Source organism: Marivita cryptomonadis, from assembly GCF_002115725.1.
Classification (GTDB): domain Bacteria; phylum Pseudomonadota; class Alphaproteobacteria; order Rhodobacterales; family Rhodobacteraceae; genus Marivita; species Marivita cryptomonadis.
Genome location: NZ_JFKD01000015.1, coordinates 14,814 through 29,119 on the forward strand (window position 1 = coordinate 14,814; position 14,306 = coordinate 29,119).

At 59.8% G+C, this 14,306-nt stretch carries 18 protein-coding genes; 3 read left to right on the plus strand and 15 right to left on the minus strand.

What is annotated here, in order from left to right; all coding sequences use genetic code 11:
- Positions 1 to 38 precede the first annotated feature (38 nt).
- From MCRY_RS15915 to MCRY_RS15955, 8 genes are all read right to left on the minus strand, one after another.
- The gene (locus MCRY_RS15915) at positions 39 to 1,244 is read right to left on the minus strand and encodes a TCR/Tet family MFS transporter (RefSeq protein WP_085631683.1); all 1,206 of its coding nucleotides are present in this window, start codon (positions 1,242 to 1,244) and stop codon (positions 39 to 41) included.
- 66 nt (positions 1,245 to 1,310) lie between these two features.
- A complete protein-coding gene (pcaD, locus tag MCRY_RS15920) occupies positions 1,311 to 2,099 on the minus strand; it encodes a 3-oxoadipate enol-lactonase (RefSeq protein ID WP_085631685.1) in 789 nt (262 codons plus the stop codon).
- 10 nt (positions 2,100 to 2,109) lie between these two features.
- The gene (locus MCRY_RS15925; RefSeq protein WP_085631687.1) at positions 2,110 to 3,087 is read right to left on the minus strand and encodes a threonine ammonia-lyase; all 978 of its coding nucleotides are present in this window, start codon (positions 3,085 to 3,087) and stop codon (positions 2,110 to 2,112) included.
- Between the two features lie 3 nt (positions 3,088 to 3,090).
- A complete protein-coding gene (locus tag MCRY_RS15930) occupies positions 3,091 to 3,912 on the minus strand; it encodes an alpha/beta fold hydrolase (RefSeq protein ID WP_085631689.1) in 822 nt (273 codons plus the stop codon).
- Complete coding sequence (locus tag MCRY_RS15935) at positions 3,912 to 4,589, minus strand: haloacid dehalogenase type II (protein WP_085631691.1); 678 nt, start codon at positions 4,587 to 4,589, stop codon at positions 3,912 to 3,914. Before MCRY_RS15935 ends, MCRY_RS15930 begins: the two co-directional genes overlap by 1 nt.
- 75 nt (positions 4,590 to 4,664) lie before the next feature.
- On the minus strand, positions 4,665 to 5,240 hold the full coding sequence (locus MCRY_RS15940) for a hypothetical protein (protein WP_085631693.1): 576 nt from the start codon (positions 5,238 to 5,240) through the stop codon (positions 4,665 to 4,667).
- A 360-nt stretch (positions 5,241 to 5,600) separates the two neighbouring features.
- Positions 5,601 to 5,807, minus strand: a complete 207-nt coding sequence (gene rpsU / locus MCRY_RS15950) for a 30S ribosomal protein S21 (RefSeq protein ID WP_008207378.1) — start codon at positions 5,805 to 5,807, stop codon at positions 5,601 to 5,603.
- 83 nt (positions 5,808 to 5,890) lie between these two features.
- Complete coding sequence (locus MCRY_RS15955) at positions 5,891 to 6,577, minus strand: hypothetical protein (protein WP_085631697.1); 687 nt, start codon at positions 6,575 to 6,577, stop codon at positions 5,891 to 5,893.
- Positions 6,578 to 6,817: 240 nt separating this feature from the next.
- Between MCRY_RS15955 and MCRY_RS15960 the strand changes: the two genes are divergently transcribed.
- Positions 6,818 to 7,510 carry a COQ9 family protein gene (locus tag MCRY_RS15960; RefSeq protein ID WP_085631699.1) on the plus strand — a complete coding sequence of 231 codons (693 nt, stop codon included), beginning with the start codon at positions 6,818 to 6,820 and terminating at the stop codon, positions 7,508 to 7,510.
- A gap of 6 nt (positions 7,511 to 7,516) precedes the next feature.
- Here the strand turns inward: MCRY_RS15960 and MCRY_RS15965 are convergent, their stop codons facing one another.
- Entirely contained in the window at positions 7,517 to 8,155 is a 639-nt protein-coding gene (locus MCRY_RS15965; RefSeq protein ID WP_085631701.1) for a ribonuclease T2 family protein, read from the minus strand.
- Positions 8,156 to 8,288: 133 nt separating this feature from the next.
- Between MCRY_RS15965 and MCRY_RS15970 the strand changes: the two genes are divergently transcribed.
- Complete coding sequence (locus tag MCRY_RS15970; protein WP_085631703.1) at positions 8,289 to 9,059, plus strand: DUF1013 domain-containing protein; 771 nt, start codon at positions 8,289 to 8,291, stop codon at positions 9,057 to 9,059.
- A gap of 62 nt (positions 9,060 to 9,121) precedes the next feature.
- Here the strand turns inward: MCRY_RS15970 and MCRY_RS15975 are convergent, their stop codons facing one another.
- The 6 genes from MCRY_RS15975 to MCRY_RS16000 form a co-directional block, all read right to left on the minus strand.
- The gene (locus tag MCRY_RS15975; RefSeq protein WP_085631705.1) at positions 9,122 to 9,505 is read right to left on the minus strand and encodes a rhodanese-like domain-containing protein; all 384 of its coding nucleotides are present in this window, start codon (positions 9,503 to 9,505) and stop codon (positions 9,122 to 9,124) included.
- A 105-nt stretch (positions 9,506 to 9,610) separates the two neighbouring features.
- Complete coding sequence (gene recR / locus MCRY_RS15980; RefSeq protein ID WP_085631707.1) at positions 9,611 to 10,204, minus strand: recombination mediator RecR; 594 nt, start codon at positions 10,202 to 10,204, stop codon at positions 9,611 to 9,613.
- A 36-nt stretch (positions 10,205 to 10,240) separates the two neighbouring features.
- The gene (locus MCRY_RS15985; protein WP_085631709.1) at positions 10,241 to 10,585 is read right to left on the minus strand and encodes a YbaB/EbfC family nucleoid-associated protein; all 345 of its coding nucleotides are present in this window, start codon (positions 10,583 to 10,585) and stop codon (positions 10,241 to 10,243) included.
- Between the two features lie 15 nt (positions 10,586 to 10,600).
- Positions 10,601 to 10,963: a hypothetical protein gene (locus tag MCRY_RS15990; protein WP_085631711.1), complete on the minus strand. Its 363-nt coding sequence runs from the start codon at positions 10,961 to 10,963 to the stop codon at positions 10,601 to 10,603.
- Positions 10,960 to 12,708, minus strand: coding sequence for a DNA polymerase III subunit gamma/tau (locus MCRY_RS15995; RefSeq protein WP_085631713.1), 1,749 nt, complete (start codon positions 12,706 to 12,708; stop codon positions 10,960 to 10,962). Before MCRY_RS15995 ends, MCRY_RS15990 begins: the two co-directional genes overlap by 4 nt.
- 76 nt (positions 12,709 to 12,784) lie before the next feature.
- Entirely contained in the window at positions 12,785 to 13,678 is an 894-nt protein-coding gene (locus MCRY_RS16000) for a helix-turn-helix transcriptional regulator (RefSeq protein ID WP_085631715.1), read from the minus strand.
- Between the two features lie 127 nt (positions 13,679 to 13,805).
- Here MCRY_RS16000 and tsaA point away from each other — a divergent pair, with 127 nt between their 5' ends.
- A complete protein-coding gene (gene tsaA, locus MCRY_RS16005; RefSeq protein ID WP_085631717.1) occupies positions 13,806 to 14,297 on the plus strand; it encodes a tRNA (N6-threonylcarbamoyladenosine(37)-N6)-methyltransferase TrmO in 492 nt (163 codons plus the stop codon).
- The last annotated feature ends 9 nt before the right edge of the window (positions 14,298 to 14,306 follow it).

Sequence of the window (14,306 nt, forward strand, 5' to 3'; positions counted from 1 at the left end):
CGAAGTCCAAGCGCAAGCGGGAAGTCGACCTGAACAGGTCAGGCTGCGACAGGGCTGCGGCGCGGAGCCAGAAAGACCACCAAGGCGACGAGGATCAGCGTCAGAGACAACAGGAACGGCGCACCGGGGAAATAGATATCGGCGTCGGTGCGAGTGTATCGCGCAAAGACCCCGGTCATCACCAAAGGGGCGATGATCATCGCGATGGCCCCGATTGAGGTGAGCGCGCCTTGCAATTCGCCCTGTCTCTTGTCTCCGACCGCCCTAGACATGATGCCCTGCAACGCAGGGGTGATGACCGCGCCAAGGGCAGCCAGTGGTGTCAGGATCAAAGCAATGGTGCCCGATGTGACAAAGGCCAAAGCGCCAAAGGCGAACACATCAAAAACAAGTCCGTAGATCACCGTGCCGCGTTCGCCCAATCGAGCGAGGATCAGGCGGATGAGACCACCTTGAACCACCGCCATCATGATCCCAAACAGGCCCAGCGACAGACCGATCATACCTGCGTTCCAGCCGAACCTAGCCTGCCCGTAATAGGCCCACACTGCCGGGTAGACGAAGAATGCAACCTGGTAGAGGAAAAAGACCGCAAAAAGCCGACCAAGCCCCGGCAGTTCACCCAAGGCGCGGAATGCGCCAAACGGGTTTGCGCGGCGCCAGTCAAAGGGTCGCCGGATGGCGTCGGTTACAGTCTCGCGCAAGACGAAATAACCCAGCACCGCATTTGCGCCGGCCAATGCTGCTGCGGCCCAGAAAGGCGCGCGTGTGCCCCATTCGCCCAGCAGACCGCCCATCAGTGGGCCGATCACGAAGCCCAGCCCAAAGGCCGCTCCGACCAGCCCGAAATTCTGCGCCTTTTTGTCTGGGTCCGAGATGTCGGCCATATAAGCCGAAGCGGTGGCCTGCGTTGCGGAAGTGATGCCGCCGACGACCCGTCCCAGCAGCAACAGCCAAATGCTGCCCGCTACGGCCATCACCACATAGTCCGCTGCCATCACCACAAGCGAGATCAGCAGCACCGGCCGCCTGCCGAAACGGTCCGACAGGTTGCCGATCACCGGGCCGAACAGGAATTGCATCACGGCAAACACGGTTGTCAGCACACCGCCCCAAAGGGCTGCATTGGCCAGATCGCCGCCTGTTACCTCGCGGATCAGATCGGGCATGACCGGGATCATCAATCCAATCCCCATCGCGTCGATCATCACGGTGATCAGGATAAAGACGACGGGCAGGCGCATGTGCAGTGCTTTCGGGATCAGGCAGGTGCGCCTTCAATGTGTAAACTACACTTGACAGTTCGCCAGTCAATGCGCCTGTGCAGCAATGAACTCGGCCAGCACACGGGCGTATTCGTCCGCGGCCTCGACGCACGGCAAATGGCCCGCCTTGCGGATCAAATGGAACTGCGACCCCGGCACAAGTTCGGCGGTTTCGCGAACCAGATCAGGCGGAGTCGATCCATCCTCGCTGCCTGCGATGCCCAGCGTGGGAAGTCGCAGCGCGGCGGTCGTCGTGTAGAAGTCGGTGCCTGCAATCGCATGGGAACACCCGATGTACCCTTCGGCCGAGGTGCGGACCATCATGTTGCGCCAGAAGCGGAATTCGTCCGTGGCACGAAAGGCTGGTGTGAACCAGCGGATCATCGTGGCATCCGCCAGCGCCTCGACCCCGCCGGTTTCGACATTGGCGATACGCTGAGCCCAAATCTCGCGTGTGGCAATGCGGGTGGCGGTGTTGGACAGCACCAACGCGCGCACAAGATCCAGCCGCTTGGCTGCAAGCCCTTGGGCGGTCATCCCACCGATGGAGAGGCCAACGAACACCGCACCCTTCACGCCAAGGTGGTCCATCAACCGCTCGACATCGCGCACCAGCGTGCCCATCCCGTAGGGGGGAGGAGTGCCGTCGGACAGCCCATGCCCGCGCGTGTCATAGCGGATGTATTTCAATCCGGCCTTTGGCAGACGGGCGATAACCTTGTCCCAGAGACGCAGATCAGTGCCGAGGGAATTGGAGAATACAACCGGCGCGCCGTCGGGGTCGCCATCAATGCGGTAGTGCAGGCGGATATCGTCAAGATCGGCGCTCAGCATAACGAGGCCTTTACCCTTCTCCGAACTGATCGAGCGCGTGCAGGAACACAGCGCGGTCCACGTTGCCGCCGGAGATGGTGCAGATGACAGTGTCAGCGTCGATTTGATCGCCGTGATAGAGCGCAGCAGCCAGCGCCACCGCGCCACCCGGTTCTGCAACCAGTTTGAGCCGGGCAAAGGCTTGCGACATTGCTTTCTGTGCCTCTTCGTCGGTCACCACGATGCCCGGACCACAAAGGCGGTGCATGATGGGAAACGTCATGTTCCCCGGTTGCGGGGTGACGATTGCATCGCAGAGACCATTCGCGCTGCCGGTGTTTCGTTCGATCTGTCCCGACGCCAAGGACCGCGTCACGTCATCAAACCCTTCCGGTTCCGCAGGGCGCACGCGCATGCCTGGAGCATGTGCCTCTAACGCCAGCGCGATGCCGGAAGTCAGACCACCACCACCACAGCAGACAATGACGTCGGCCTCGGTCACGCCCAACTCCGCCGCCTGTGTCGCGATCTCAAGTCCACAGGTGCCTTGCCCCGCGATCACTTCGGGTTCATCGAAGGGGCGGATCAGGGTCAATCCACGGTCATCGGACAACTTGGTGCCAATGGCATCCCGGTCTTCGGTTGCCCGGTCATAAAGTACCACTTCGGCTCCGAGGGCGCGGGTGTTGTCGATCTTCATCTTTGGGGCATCTGACGGCATGATGATCACCGCGCTTGCACCAAATTGCTTTGCCGCCAAAGCAACGCCCTGCGCATGGTTGCCCGAAGAGTAGGCGATCACGCCGTTCCTGCGCTGCGCGTCAGAAAGGGCCGACACGGCAGATCGGGCGCCGCGGTATTTGAAACTCCCGGTGTGTTGCAGGCACTCTGCCTTGACCAGCACCCGCCGCCCGGCGATCTCGTCCAGAAAGGGCGAAGACAAGAGCGGCGTGATCCGCGCGTGACCTTTCAGGCGACCCGCTGCCGCTTCAATGCGTTGAATGTCCATAGCTTACCTCAGCATATCCAGCCAACGCCACAGGGCGTTCAGGCTTTGGGGTTCGTCAAGAAAGGGGATGTGGCCACGGTCCGGTACGTCGACAGCGATCATGTCGGGCCGGCGGCGTTTCATTTCGGCGAAGGTTTCGGGCGAAAGCAGGTCGGAATTCGCGCCCCTTATACAAGCAAGCGGCAATCCTGACATCGCATCGAAAAGTGGCCAGAGATCCGGCATCGGTTGCGCCCCGCCCTCTAGCACCGCGTCGCGAAGGCGGGGGTCGTAAGTCAGCTCCAGCCCGTTTTCAGTTTCGTTGAACAGGATCTGAGCTTCGCGCAGCCAACGGTCTGGAGGCACGTTCTGGAAAGCGATCAGCACACGGGCGCGGGCTTCGGCCATTTCTGCATGGGTTTTCAGAACCGGCGGTCGGCCAAGGTAATCCTTGATCACCTCAAGCCCCTGTGGCGCGATCTCGGGGCCGATGTCGTTGAGTGCCACTCCCAGCAGCCGATCCTTGGCCGTGGCGGCCAGAACCATTGCGATCAAACCGCCGCGTGACGTGCCCAGCACGGCCGCTTTTTCCAGCCCCAGATAATCCAACAATTCGATGGCATCGCGCCCTTCGACGGGGATTTGATAAGTGGTCGGTTCGCCCCAATCGGACTGGCCTCGGCCGCGATAATCCAGACGGATCAGGCGCACACCTTCAAGATGCGGGGCCACGAATTCGAAATCGCGCCCATCACGGGTGAGGCCGGCCAGACACAGCAACGGCAGACCGTCGCCCTCGTCCGTGTAGTGTAGAGACAATCCGTCGGACGTTGTGAAACGGGGCATCAGGCCAGCTCCGGGATAGTGGACAGATCAGACAATATGTGGGCAGGGCGATGCGGCAGACGGTCCACAGGATCACCCGCGCGATTGACCCAAACTGTCTGGAAACCATATCCCGTGGCCCCGGCTATGTCCCATCCGTTCGAGGACACGAAGAGCACGTCCTTCGTGCCGCAACCGAACCGCGTGCCCACCATGTCATAGACCAACGATGAGGGTTTGAAGATACTGACATCTTCGACCGACAGAACCGCGTCAAGGAATTCGCCGATCCCGGCGCTGTCCACCGCACCTTCCAGCATGTCTTTGCTGCCGTTCGAAAGGATCGCGCATTGTTTTCCAGCGGCTTTCAATTGGGCCAGCATAACCGGCACTTCGCGATACGCGGCAAGCTCCCAATAAAGTGCCAGCAGACGTTCGCGCAGTTCAGGATCGTCGATCAGACCGACCTTCTCCATTGCCCAATCCAGACCGTCTTTCGTGACCTCCCAGAACGGTGTGTATTCGCCCGTGATGGTGCGGAGCCACGTGTATTGTAACTGTTTCAGCCGCCAGTGTTCGGCCAGTTGTGGCCAGACCGCTTTGAGCGCATCGCGCCCTGGTTCATCGGCTGCAACACGTGCCGCAGCCGCCACATCAAACAGCGTCCCATACGCGTCGAACACACAGACCTGCGCCATGATCGGAGCCTCCCGTCCTCGTCTTGGCCGCAACGTGTCAGATCACGACGGGGGAGGGAAGCTCTGTTTCAATGGTCAGAAATCTGCGCTTGTCCAAGCAACCCGATCTCCGTTGCGCCGCAGCGGGATAACCGGTCGATATATCCTCTGGTATGATCTGGGATGATAGTCGCAGACCAACGTGTCGCTGGCGTCTTTGATGAACAAGTAGGCGCCGTTTCTGTGTTGCCATGCCACACCGCCATAGCTTGCGATCGTCATCGCGGTGATATGGTTGTTGGCAGACCAGAAGCCATAATCGTCCGTGCCATATATCCCGCCACGTACCGCTTCCGGTTCATCCTGCTTCGCCTCGGCAACCAACCCGCCCACGTAATCGTCCACCGCTGCTTTGATGATACCGGTCACGGAGGCTGGGACAGCAAGAATCCAGCCAGCCATAGCCCCAGCCGCACCAACGCCATAGATGAACGCGTCCGCCGCATCCGGGCCATTGCCGGTGACCGCCCAGACAACGGGTTGGACCACAAGCCCGGCAGCGCCACCGCGAGACAGTCCGCCCGCCATACTGATCCTGCCTTCGATGGCATATTCCACGGAAAATGCAGCGACTGTAACGGCAGCATTTGTTGTGGAGTTTTCTCCAGTCATAAATCACCCCTCTTACAAGGCGGCACAAACCGGATGCTGAATCGCACAGGCCATCCAAGTAGGCCGTTTATTGAAATCGAAAGCTTCGGCGGAAATGTCAGGCCGAGCTTAGGTGTATGATCTCACAGTCCAAGCGAGTCGGGCAAGTCGTTGTATGAGCTTTGACGCGTGGGCGCGCGCGCCAGAAAACCATGCTTTGAGACTGCTGCAAAATCCTGAGCATCGCAGCGGCACCCAAGGATGTTCGTTCAAAACTTTTTGGGTTGTCGATATTGCAAAAGCCGGCAACCGCAAAAACAAACCCCCGAAAGCGCGGGGCTCCGGGGGCTGTCAAAATCAAAGCGTGTTGGAAAGAACTGCTTAGAGCATACCTTCGCGCTGTGCCTTTTTACGCGCCAGTTTGCGCGCACGGCGGATCGCTTCGGCTTTCTCGCGTGCTTTTTTCTCGGACGGCTTTTCGAAATGTTGCTTGAGCTTCATTTCACGAAAAACGCCTTCACGCTGCAGCTTTTTCTTCAGAGCGCGGAGCGCCTGATCGACGTTGTTGTCACGAACACTAACCTGCATGTGGTTTTCACCACCTTTCTAAGTTGGATTTGCAAGGATTTGCAGGAGCGCGCCGTATAGCAAGCCTTTGACTGTTTGTCCAGTCACCCGGTTGCCATGCGTTGCTGTGTGGTGTCCTCGTCCAAAGGGTTGGCCGGATGAAGAAAAATCGCAAGCGACAACAGCGCAAAAATACACTCGTAGACCTCCCACCTGCGGCTTTCGTCTAGAAACGGGATAATCGCCGTCACCGCAAATGCGAATGCTGCGTGATAGCGTCGTGGAACCGGGATGATCATCTGACGCACCAACCGCTGCACCCACTCAATTCGCGGCCATAGCAGCGGCAGAACGATGAGGTAGGCAAGGATCACGTAGGACAGCACCGGTCCAAAGATCAGCTCATCCAGCTTGACGTTCCCGATCACCAGATTGTGGAAGGTGAATTCCTGTTGGTCGTTGTTCTGTTGAAAATAGTCGGGGCTGTCAAAGCCCAGAATGCGTTGACCCCAAGACACTTCTTCACCGCCCGCCCAGACATAGACGAGACCATATAAAACACCAAGAATGACCGCCCCGCGCGGCACCATGCTGCGCGCGCCCAAGGCACGCCACCAAAGCGCAACACCGCAAAACGCCAAGAGAATGGCTGTGGCAGTCTCGACAGGTGAGTCCTCGGCGCCAAAATAGACGAAGAACAGGTCGCCTTCTTGTGCGGACGCGATAAACGACGCAACAAGTAGCCCTGTAGCGATCAAAAGAAGTGAAAAATCAGCGGATTGCCGTGTCACGAGTGGTTGATTCCTGATCTTGAAGAGCAAGCGAGCGTACAAAGCCGTCAATTATCTCAAGTTTGAAACGCGGCGTAACCCCCTGAAGTTCCGAAGATCATCACGTTTTTGCGTTTGCAAATAAGAGTTCGCCCAAATGGCCCTGTTGGGGCGAACGTTCAGAATATCGTGTCGCAGTGGCGCTAGGCGGGATGTCGCCCTAGGTTGACAAGCAACACTGATTGAACCGGAGTGTCATCCATGACCGAAACATCGCGCGATATCGCCACCGAGCTGCTGGACGCGGCGCTCATGCACGTGCCTTTCGATGGTTGGTCCGAAACCGCCTTCAAGGCAGCCATCGCCGATGTGGATGTGGCCCCTGCTTTGGCGCGTGGGCTGTTCCCGCGTGGCGCAATCGATCTTGCAGCGGCCTTTCACCGTCGCGGTGATGATGCGATGGTGGCGGCGCTTGCTGCGCGGGACTTGTCCGAACTTCGGTTCCGCGATCAGGTTGCACTGGCCGTGCGACTGCGTCTTGAACTGATCGAAGATAAAGAGGCGGTTCGGCGCGGTGTGACACTTTTCGCGCTCCCGATGCATGCGCCCGAGGGGGCCAAGCTGATCTGGGGTACGGCGGACCGTATTTGGACCGGGCTTGGTGATGGGTCGCGCGACATCAATTGGTACACCAAGAGGGCAACCCTTGCAGGGGTCTATTCGTCCACCGTGCTTTACTGGCTTGGCGATGATTCGCTCGACAATCAGGCAACTTGGGCCTTCCTTGACCGCCGGATCGACGATGTGATGCAGATCGAAAAGGTCAAAGCGCAGGTTCGCAAAGCGCCAGGTGTTGCTCGGATGATGAAAGGCGCGGAGGCCGTTCTGTCCCGGATCAAACCACCCAAGCCGCGCCGTGACGATCTGCCCGGTGGCTGGACCGCCCCAAGATAATCCGATTCAACGGATCGGCTCGAACAGCGCATCTGTCGCGGTGCAATCGCGGATCACATCGCGACCACAAGGGACTGGCTCCAGTGACTTTGACAGGCAAATCCGCGCTTCCTGAATCCGCCCATCCTTGCAGGTGATCGTGATCATGTCCGGCGCAAGCTGCGGGTTGGCCTTGATGAATGCCTCCTCGACCAATTTGGCCGGGAGCCTGACCGCCTTATCCAACTGGCGGAACACTGGGGGACGGACAATTGCGTCGTATGCTTGGCGCGAAAGATCGTAGTACCCGGGGGCGGACAACCCTGTGCACACCCCGTGTTTGTTCCACTGGTGCCACGCCAGACCGGACGTGCCCATGATATCCGCCATATCATTGGTCATGGCCCGCGATGGGTTGCGTTCGACGGTCGGGCAATAGGACGGCCAGCCGCGATGATACTGTGGCCAGAGTCCGTGCAAGACCCAGCCGAAATCAGCATTCGCATCGCATTGAGGCGACTGACGCGCATCGCCTTCGATGGCACACCAAGTGGGTGACCAGCTGAGCGACATGACGTAATAATCGAACACTCCAGAGCGTTCGCCTTTCGCCCATGCCATCGACGCCGTGATCAGCCCTGCCAAGGCCAGCACCAAAACCCGCATTGCCTCTTCCCTCTTTGCCTCTGCGCGACTATAAGGCCGCCAAGTTCCCTGACAATGGAAACCGTCCCGGCAAACCGGGACCTCTTGGACCCGCTCCGAGAGACCGAAAAAGCTTTGCGTAAGGAGACGCGAGATGGGTAAACCGATCATGGCAAAAGCCACCGCTGTCTGGCTGGTGGATAACACGACACTGACCTTCAAGCAGATCGCCGATTTCACCGGCATGCATGAACTTGAGGTACAGGGCATCGCTGACGGTGATGTGGCTGCCGGTGTCAAAGGGTTCGATCCCATCGCCAATAACCAACTTGATACCGACGAGATCAAGAAGGGCGAAGCCGACCCGATGCGCAAGCTCACGCTCAAGATTTATGCGGCCGCCCAAGGCGAAGAAAAGAGGCGTGGCCCGCGCTATACACCGCTGTCCAAGCGTCAGGATCGCCCAGCGTCGATCTTGTGGCTGGTCAAGTTCCACCCGGAACTCAGCGACGGTCAGATTTCCAAGCTGGTCGGCACCACCAAGCCCACCATTCAGGCGATCCGTGAGCGCACGCACTGGAACATTAACAACATCCAGCCGATCGACCCGGTGGCACTTGGACTGTGCAAACAGTCCGAATTGGATGCGGCTGTTGCCAAAGCTGCGAAAAAGCAAGAAGCGGTGATGACCGACGACGAACGCCGCAAGCTGGTGTCCACAGAACAGAGCCTGGAGATGGACGCTGAACCGCGTCTGCCGAGCGCGATTGAAGGTCTCGAGACCTTCAGCCTCAGTGGCTCATCGTCCGATAGCGAAGAATCTGGCGGTCGCGAAGATTACGCCGATGCCGACAGCTTCTTTAACCTGCCAGACGGCACGCATGATGATGACGATGAGGATGAGGACGACGATCACCGTCGCTAAGATCGTCCGGTGCGACAGATTGAAAGCCTGGCCCGCGTTGCGGTGCCGGGCTTTTTCTTGAACTACGATGTCTTTCGCATTTCCTTTGGGGCACCAGTCGCCATGTCGGTTCCCATATATGTCTGGCCATCGTCCTTCCATGCCGCGAACCCACCTGCCATATGGGCGATCCGGTCTTCCCCGGCCGCAAGGCACAGCTTGGCCACCCGAGCCGAGCGGACACCTGATCCACAGTGAAACACGATCTGTTTCTTGGACTGGTCCGGCATATGGTTCGGCTGGAAAGCTTGCATCGGGGCCAGCAGCGCTCCGTTGATCCGCTCAAGCGCAAATTCCTGCGGCGTGCGCACGTCGATCAAGACGATCCTGTCTTCGCTGAAAGCGGCTGCCACTTCGGATGGCGTCCAGTGTTCAAGGGTGCCGTGTTCCGTCTTTTCAATGTCCATAGTACTCTCCTGAATGCGCATCGGCATGGACGCAGTCTTGCCGTAAGCGCTGTGTCGAAGCGAGAATTTTAGCCGTGTGGTGTGCAGCAGAGCGGAAGGCCTGGCCTAAATCGGCTTGCGCGCGTTCATGGCGGCCGTGATCGTACCTTCGTCGAGGTAATCCAGCTCTCCCCCAATCGGCACACCCTGCGCCAATGAGGTCAGCGCGACACGCCCGTCCAACTGATCGGCGATGTAATGCGCCGTCGTCTGGCCGTCGATCGTGGCATTCAGAGCGAGGATCACTTCGGTGATCTCTTCGCTGTCCACACGGGCCGACAGCTTGGGAATGCGCAGCTCGTCCGGACCGATCTGATCCAGCGCCGACAGGGTGCCGCCAAGAACGTGATAGCGGCCTTTGAACACGCCAGCCCGTTCCATCGCCCAGAGGTCTGACACATCTTCGACCACGCAGAGCAAACCGTTGTTGCGCTGGTTGTCCTGACAGATGTCGCAGATGTCTTGCGTACCGATATTGCCGCAATTCAGGCATTCGCGCGCGTCTCGAGCGACGCGTGTCATCAACTCGGCCAACGGCCCCATCAAGAGTCCGCGCTTGCGGATCATATGCAGAACGGCGCGGCGAGCCGACCGGGGGCCAAGCCCCGGCAGGCGCGCCATCATCGCAATGAGCGCTTCTATGTCGCCGCCGTCACGCATCAAATCACTGTCATCTCCGGGCGTTGAAGTGCACCGTCAGAACGGCAGGTTCATCCCCGGCGGTAGACCCAAACCTTCGGTCAGCTTGGACATTTCTTCCTGTGCCTTGGCCTGCGCCTTCTGCTGCGCATCCTTGATCGCGGCAAGGATCAGGTCTTCGACCACTTCCTTGTCGTCGCCGTTGAAGATCGACGGGTCAATATCCAGCCCGGTCAATTCGCCTTTGGCTGTTGCCGTCGCCTTGACCAGACCTGCGCCGGATTCGCCGGTCACGGTCAGGGATGCAAGGTCTTCCTGCATCTGGGCCATCTTGCCCTGCATTTCCTGCGCGGCCTTCATCATCTTGGCCATGTCGCCCATTTGGCCCAAACCCTTGAACATGTTTTTCTCCGTAGGTCAGCGCCCCTTGATCGGTGGCGCGGTGTAAAAAATCGTCCCTACACATATTGCAGCGATGATGCCGATGAACAAGGCGGGTGACCCGACGCAGCCTTCCGCCATCGCCAATTCCCGCGAGGCCGGGGCTAGCATCGTCAGGAAGGTGACAAAGGCTGTCCAACCCAGAACCACAGCAAGTGATCCCCATTGGCTTTTGAAGCGGATCGCGACCGCGGTGCCCAGAAGCAAAACCAACGCAGCAGGCGAAGAAGCCAGAAACACCGCTTCCTGCACGGCGCTTACTGGCGCGCCATCCCATCCGGGGCGCTGCACCGTGCAATCCTGCGCCCATGCCATTCCCGGCAGGAGCGACAGGATCACTCCTCCTCGAACGGGTCCCATTCGTCTTCCACTTCGGGCAATGCTTCGGCTTCGGCCACGGCGGCCAATTGGTCGGGTGTGCGCACCTCTTCGATTACAGCACCGGGAAAGGTGTCGAGTACAGCCTTGACCAGAGGATGTGCCGCCGCCTGCGCCTTGATTGCGTTTTCGGCGGCGTCGCGGGTTTCCACGATGGTCGGCGCGTCCGATCCGTTGACCAGCGTCACCGCCCAGCGGTTGCCAGTCCAACGTTGCAGCGCACCGCCAAGCCGTTGCGCCAGATCGCCGGGCGCGTTGTCGGTGGGCGTGAATTCGATCCGACCGGGCTGATAGGCAGCCAGCCGGACGCAGCCCTCGACCTCGACCAGCAGCTTTACATCGCGGTTGGACCGGATCAGCTCGATCACATGCTCAAAGCTCGGATACCGGGCCAACGCCTGATCCACGGCAACGGCCACTGCAGCACCGCCGTAAGACGCATGCGGGCCAGAGGATGCGCCATGTGTCGGGGCAGGGGTGCCCATCGCCTGCGCGCGCGCGCCACCACCCGAGTGCATTCCACCACCGGACGGCGGCGGCGGAGGCGGGGTGTCCTGCAGGCGCTTCACCAAATCCTCGGGGCTGGGCAATTCGGACACATGAGTCATGCGGATGATCGCCATTTCCGCCGCCATCATCGCGTTGGGCGCCTGTGCCACTTCGTCCAGCGCCTTGAGCAGCATCTGCCACAACCGCGTCAGAGGCCGCATCCCCAGCGCATGGGCAAAATCCTGTCCGCGCTGGCGTTCATCCGGGCTGATCGTCGGGTCTTCGGCGGCTTCGGGCGTGATCTTGACCACGGAAATCCAATGCGTGATTTCCGCCAGATCGCGCAGCACCGCCATCGGATCGGCCCCGTCGGCATATTGCGCGCTCAGTTCGGTCAACGCGCCTGCCGCATCGCCCTTCATCACCATGTCAAAGAGGTCGAGCACGCGGCCCCGGTCGGCCAGACCCAGCATCGCGCGCACCTGTTCAGCGGTGGTTTCCCCCGCGCCATGGCTGATCGCCTGATCCAGAAGCGAGGTCGCGTCGCGTGCCGACCCTTCGGCTGCACGTGTGATCAAAGCGAGCGCATCATCCGTGATCTCGGCGCCTTCGCGCGTGGCGATCTTGCGCAGCAGGGCAATCATCATCTCGGGTTCGATCCGCCGCAGATCAAACCGCTGGCAGCGCGATAGCACCGTGACCGGCACCTTGCGGATCTCGGTTGTGGCAAAGATGAACTTCACATGCGCGGGCGGTTCCTCAAGCGTCTTGAGCAGTGCGTTGAAGGCGCTGGTCGACAGCATGTGCACTTCGTCGATGATGTAGATCTTGTAGCGTGCAGAGGCTGCCCGGTAATGCACGGAGTCGATGATTTCTCGAATGTCGCCCACCCCGGTGCGCGAGGCAGCGTCCATCTCCATCACGTCGACATGACGGCCTTCCATGATCGCCACGCAATGTTCGCACTGGCCACAGGGATCGGTCGTCGGCCCGCCGGTGCCATCCGGCCCGATGCAGTTCAGCCCCTTGGCGATGATCCGCGCGGTGGTGGTTTTGCCGATGCCCCGAATCCCCGTCATCACAAAGGCCTGCGCGATGCGATCGGCGGCAAACGCGTTCTTGAGCGTGCGCACCATCGCCTCTTGCCCGACAAGATCGGCAAAGGTTTCGGGGCGATACTTGCGGGCAAGCACCTGATACGGGGTTGCGTCAGTCATCCGGGCATCCTTGGTTGCGGTCGAACCTAAGCCGCGTGGGCGTCAGCGTCCACCACTTGCGCGCTGGTCTTGTTCCTTATCCATTCCAACGAACCGTTCCGGCCTTGGAAACATCGTAGCCTTTCAAAGCCGCGGCATGTGTCCTGAACTCGGTCGACGAAAGAAAGCTGACGAAACGTTGCATGGGTTGGTCGAAATACGCGCGGCGGCAGACCAGCAGATCGAAGTGTTCCTCGATCAACGGAACGAATCCCAGATTGTGCTGTGCCGCCAGGGCCTCAAGGCCGAAAGTGGCGTCTGCTGTTCCGGTCGCCACATCCAGCACCGCGTCTGCCTCGCTTCGCGCGACGGGACGCATATGGACCGTGTCGGGTAGAATGTCCGCTTCGCGCAGCAGGTGATCAAAAAGCGTCCGGGTTCCCGCGCCGACCTGCCTTGGTGTCATCGTCCGCCCCGCAAGATCTGCAAGACCTCCGATATCTGCCATCAGGTCGGACTTGATCACCAGACCGCGTCTGCGTTTGGCAAACCCCAGCAACACCGCCGAGGCTCCTGGCATTGCTGCGTTCACCGCCGCGATGTTCCAGGAAGCGGACGCAGCATCGAACATGTGCAACCCGGCAGCGATACCCTCGCGTGCGGCGAACCGGTCCAAACCGTCTTGGGACCCATCAAAGAAAGTGGCAATTCCGCATTCTGATTGCCGCAAAGCCCAGTCCAGCAACGGATCATGGCTGCCCAGAAACACCACCCGACGCGCTGACTGTGTTTGCGCCGACCCGGTCTGGCCACGTTCCAGCCAGCGCCGAACAGCTTGCTCTGGAAACAGCAACTTGCCGGTGACCTTGGAACAGGGCACCGCTCCTGTTGCCGCAAGATCATAGACCTTGCGTTCCTTGATCCGCAAAAGTGCGGCCAATTCCGGCACGGTCAGGTAGCGCTCTGCAGAGGATGGATCTGTGGTCGTCATAGCGTCGCGACTATGTCCTACAGTCGTCCGGGCGGCAAGTCAGACAAACCGGGTGTTGTCGCGTTCCCGATTGGAGATTTGTGCTGATCTTGGCAATGTTGCCGCGTAGTCTTGCAGGCAGGAGGACATGACCGTGAAAAAGACCAGCGACATGCGCGACGGAGAGGCGGTTCTTGATGCACCGCAGGCCCAAGATGCCTTTGTTCAGTTCATCGGCACGATTCGAACGCCCTTCACAACCCGAGATCTGTGCCCCCGTCAGGGAAAACTGGAAGGGCCGGACTGCCGGCTCGAGCTGCTCCCCGAATGGGCTGCCGCCTTGAAGGGGATCACCGCGTTCGAATACCTTGATGTCCTGTATTGGCTGCATATGTCGCGCCGCGATCTCGTGCTGCAAAGCCCGAAAAGTAACGGCACAACCACGGGCACCTTTGCTTTGCGGTCTCCTGTGCGACCAAACCCGATCGGCTTGTCCCGTGTGCGGCTGATCCGGCAGGAGGGTCCGACACTGATCGTCAAGGGATTGGACTGTCTGGACAAAACACCATTGATCGACATTAAGCCCGAACGCTGTGCGTTTACACCTCAGGCGCCGCACAAGGATGCCGACAAGGCGTGACAGTGGCAA

Coding starts and splice junctions, on each gene's coding strand:
- MCRY_RS15915 (WP_085631683.1), bottom strand. CDS start 1,244: ATGCGCCTGCCCGTCGTCTTTATCCTGATCACCGTGATGATCGACGCG.
- pcaD (WP_085631685.1), bottom strand. CDS start 2,099: ATGCTGAGCGCCGATCTTGACGATATCCGCCTGCACTACCGCATTGAT.
- MCRY_RS15925 (WP_085631687.1), bottom strand. CDS start 3,087: ATGGACATTCAACGCATTGAAGCGGCAGCGGGTCGCCTGAAAGGTCAC.
- MCRY_RS15930 (WP_085631689.1), bottom strand. CDS start 3,912: ATGCCCCGTTTCACAACGTCCGACGGATTGTCTCTACACTACACGGAC.
- MCRY_RS15935 (WP_085631691.1), bottom strand. CDS start 4,589: ATGGCGCAGGTCTGTGTGTTCGACGCGTATGGGACGCTGTTTGATGTG.
- MCRY_RS15940 (WP_085631693.1), bottom strand. CDS start 5,240: ATGACTGGAGAAAACTCCACAACAAATGCTGCCGTTACAGTCGCTGCA.
- rpsU (WP_008207378.1), bottom strand. CDS start 5,807: ATGCAGGTTAGTGTTCGTGACAACAACGTCGATCAGGCGCTCCGCGCT.
- MCRY_RS15960 (WP_085631699.1), top strand. CDS start 6,818: ATGACCGAAACATCGCGCGATATCGCCACCGAGCTGCTGGACGCGGCG.
- MCRY_RS15965 (WP_085631701.1), bottom strand. CDS start 8,155: ATGCGGGTTTTGGTGCTGGCCTTGGCAGGGCTGATCACGGCGTCGATG.
- MCRY_RS15970 (WP_085631703.1), top strand. CDS start 8,289: ATGGGTAAACCGATCATGGCAAAAGCCACCGCTGTCTGGCTGGTGGAT.
- MCRY_RS15975 (WP_085631705.1), bottom strand. CDS start 9,505: ATGGACATTGAAAAGACGGAACACGGCACCCTTGAACACTGGACGCCA.
- recR (WP_085631707.1), bottom strand. CDS start 10,204: ATGCGTGACGGCGGCGACATAGAAGCGCTCATTGCGATGATGGCGCGC.
- MCRY_RS15985 (WP_085631709.1), bottom strand. CDS start 10,585: ATGTTCAAGGGTTTGGGCCAAATGGGCGACATGGCCAAGATGATGAAG.
- MCRY_RS15995 (WP_085631713.1), bottom strand. CDS start 12,708: ATGACTGACGCAACCCCGTATCAGGTGCTTGCCCGCAAGTATCGCCCC.
- MCRY_RS16000 (WP_085631715.1), bottom strand. CDS start 13,678: ATGACGACCACAGATCCATCCTCTGCAGAGCGCTACCTGACCGTGCCG.
- tsaA (WP_085631717.1), top strand. CDS start 13,806: ATGACCGTGAAAAAGACCAGCGACATGCGCGACGGAGAGGCGGTTCTT.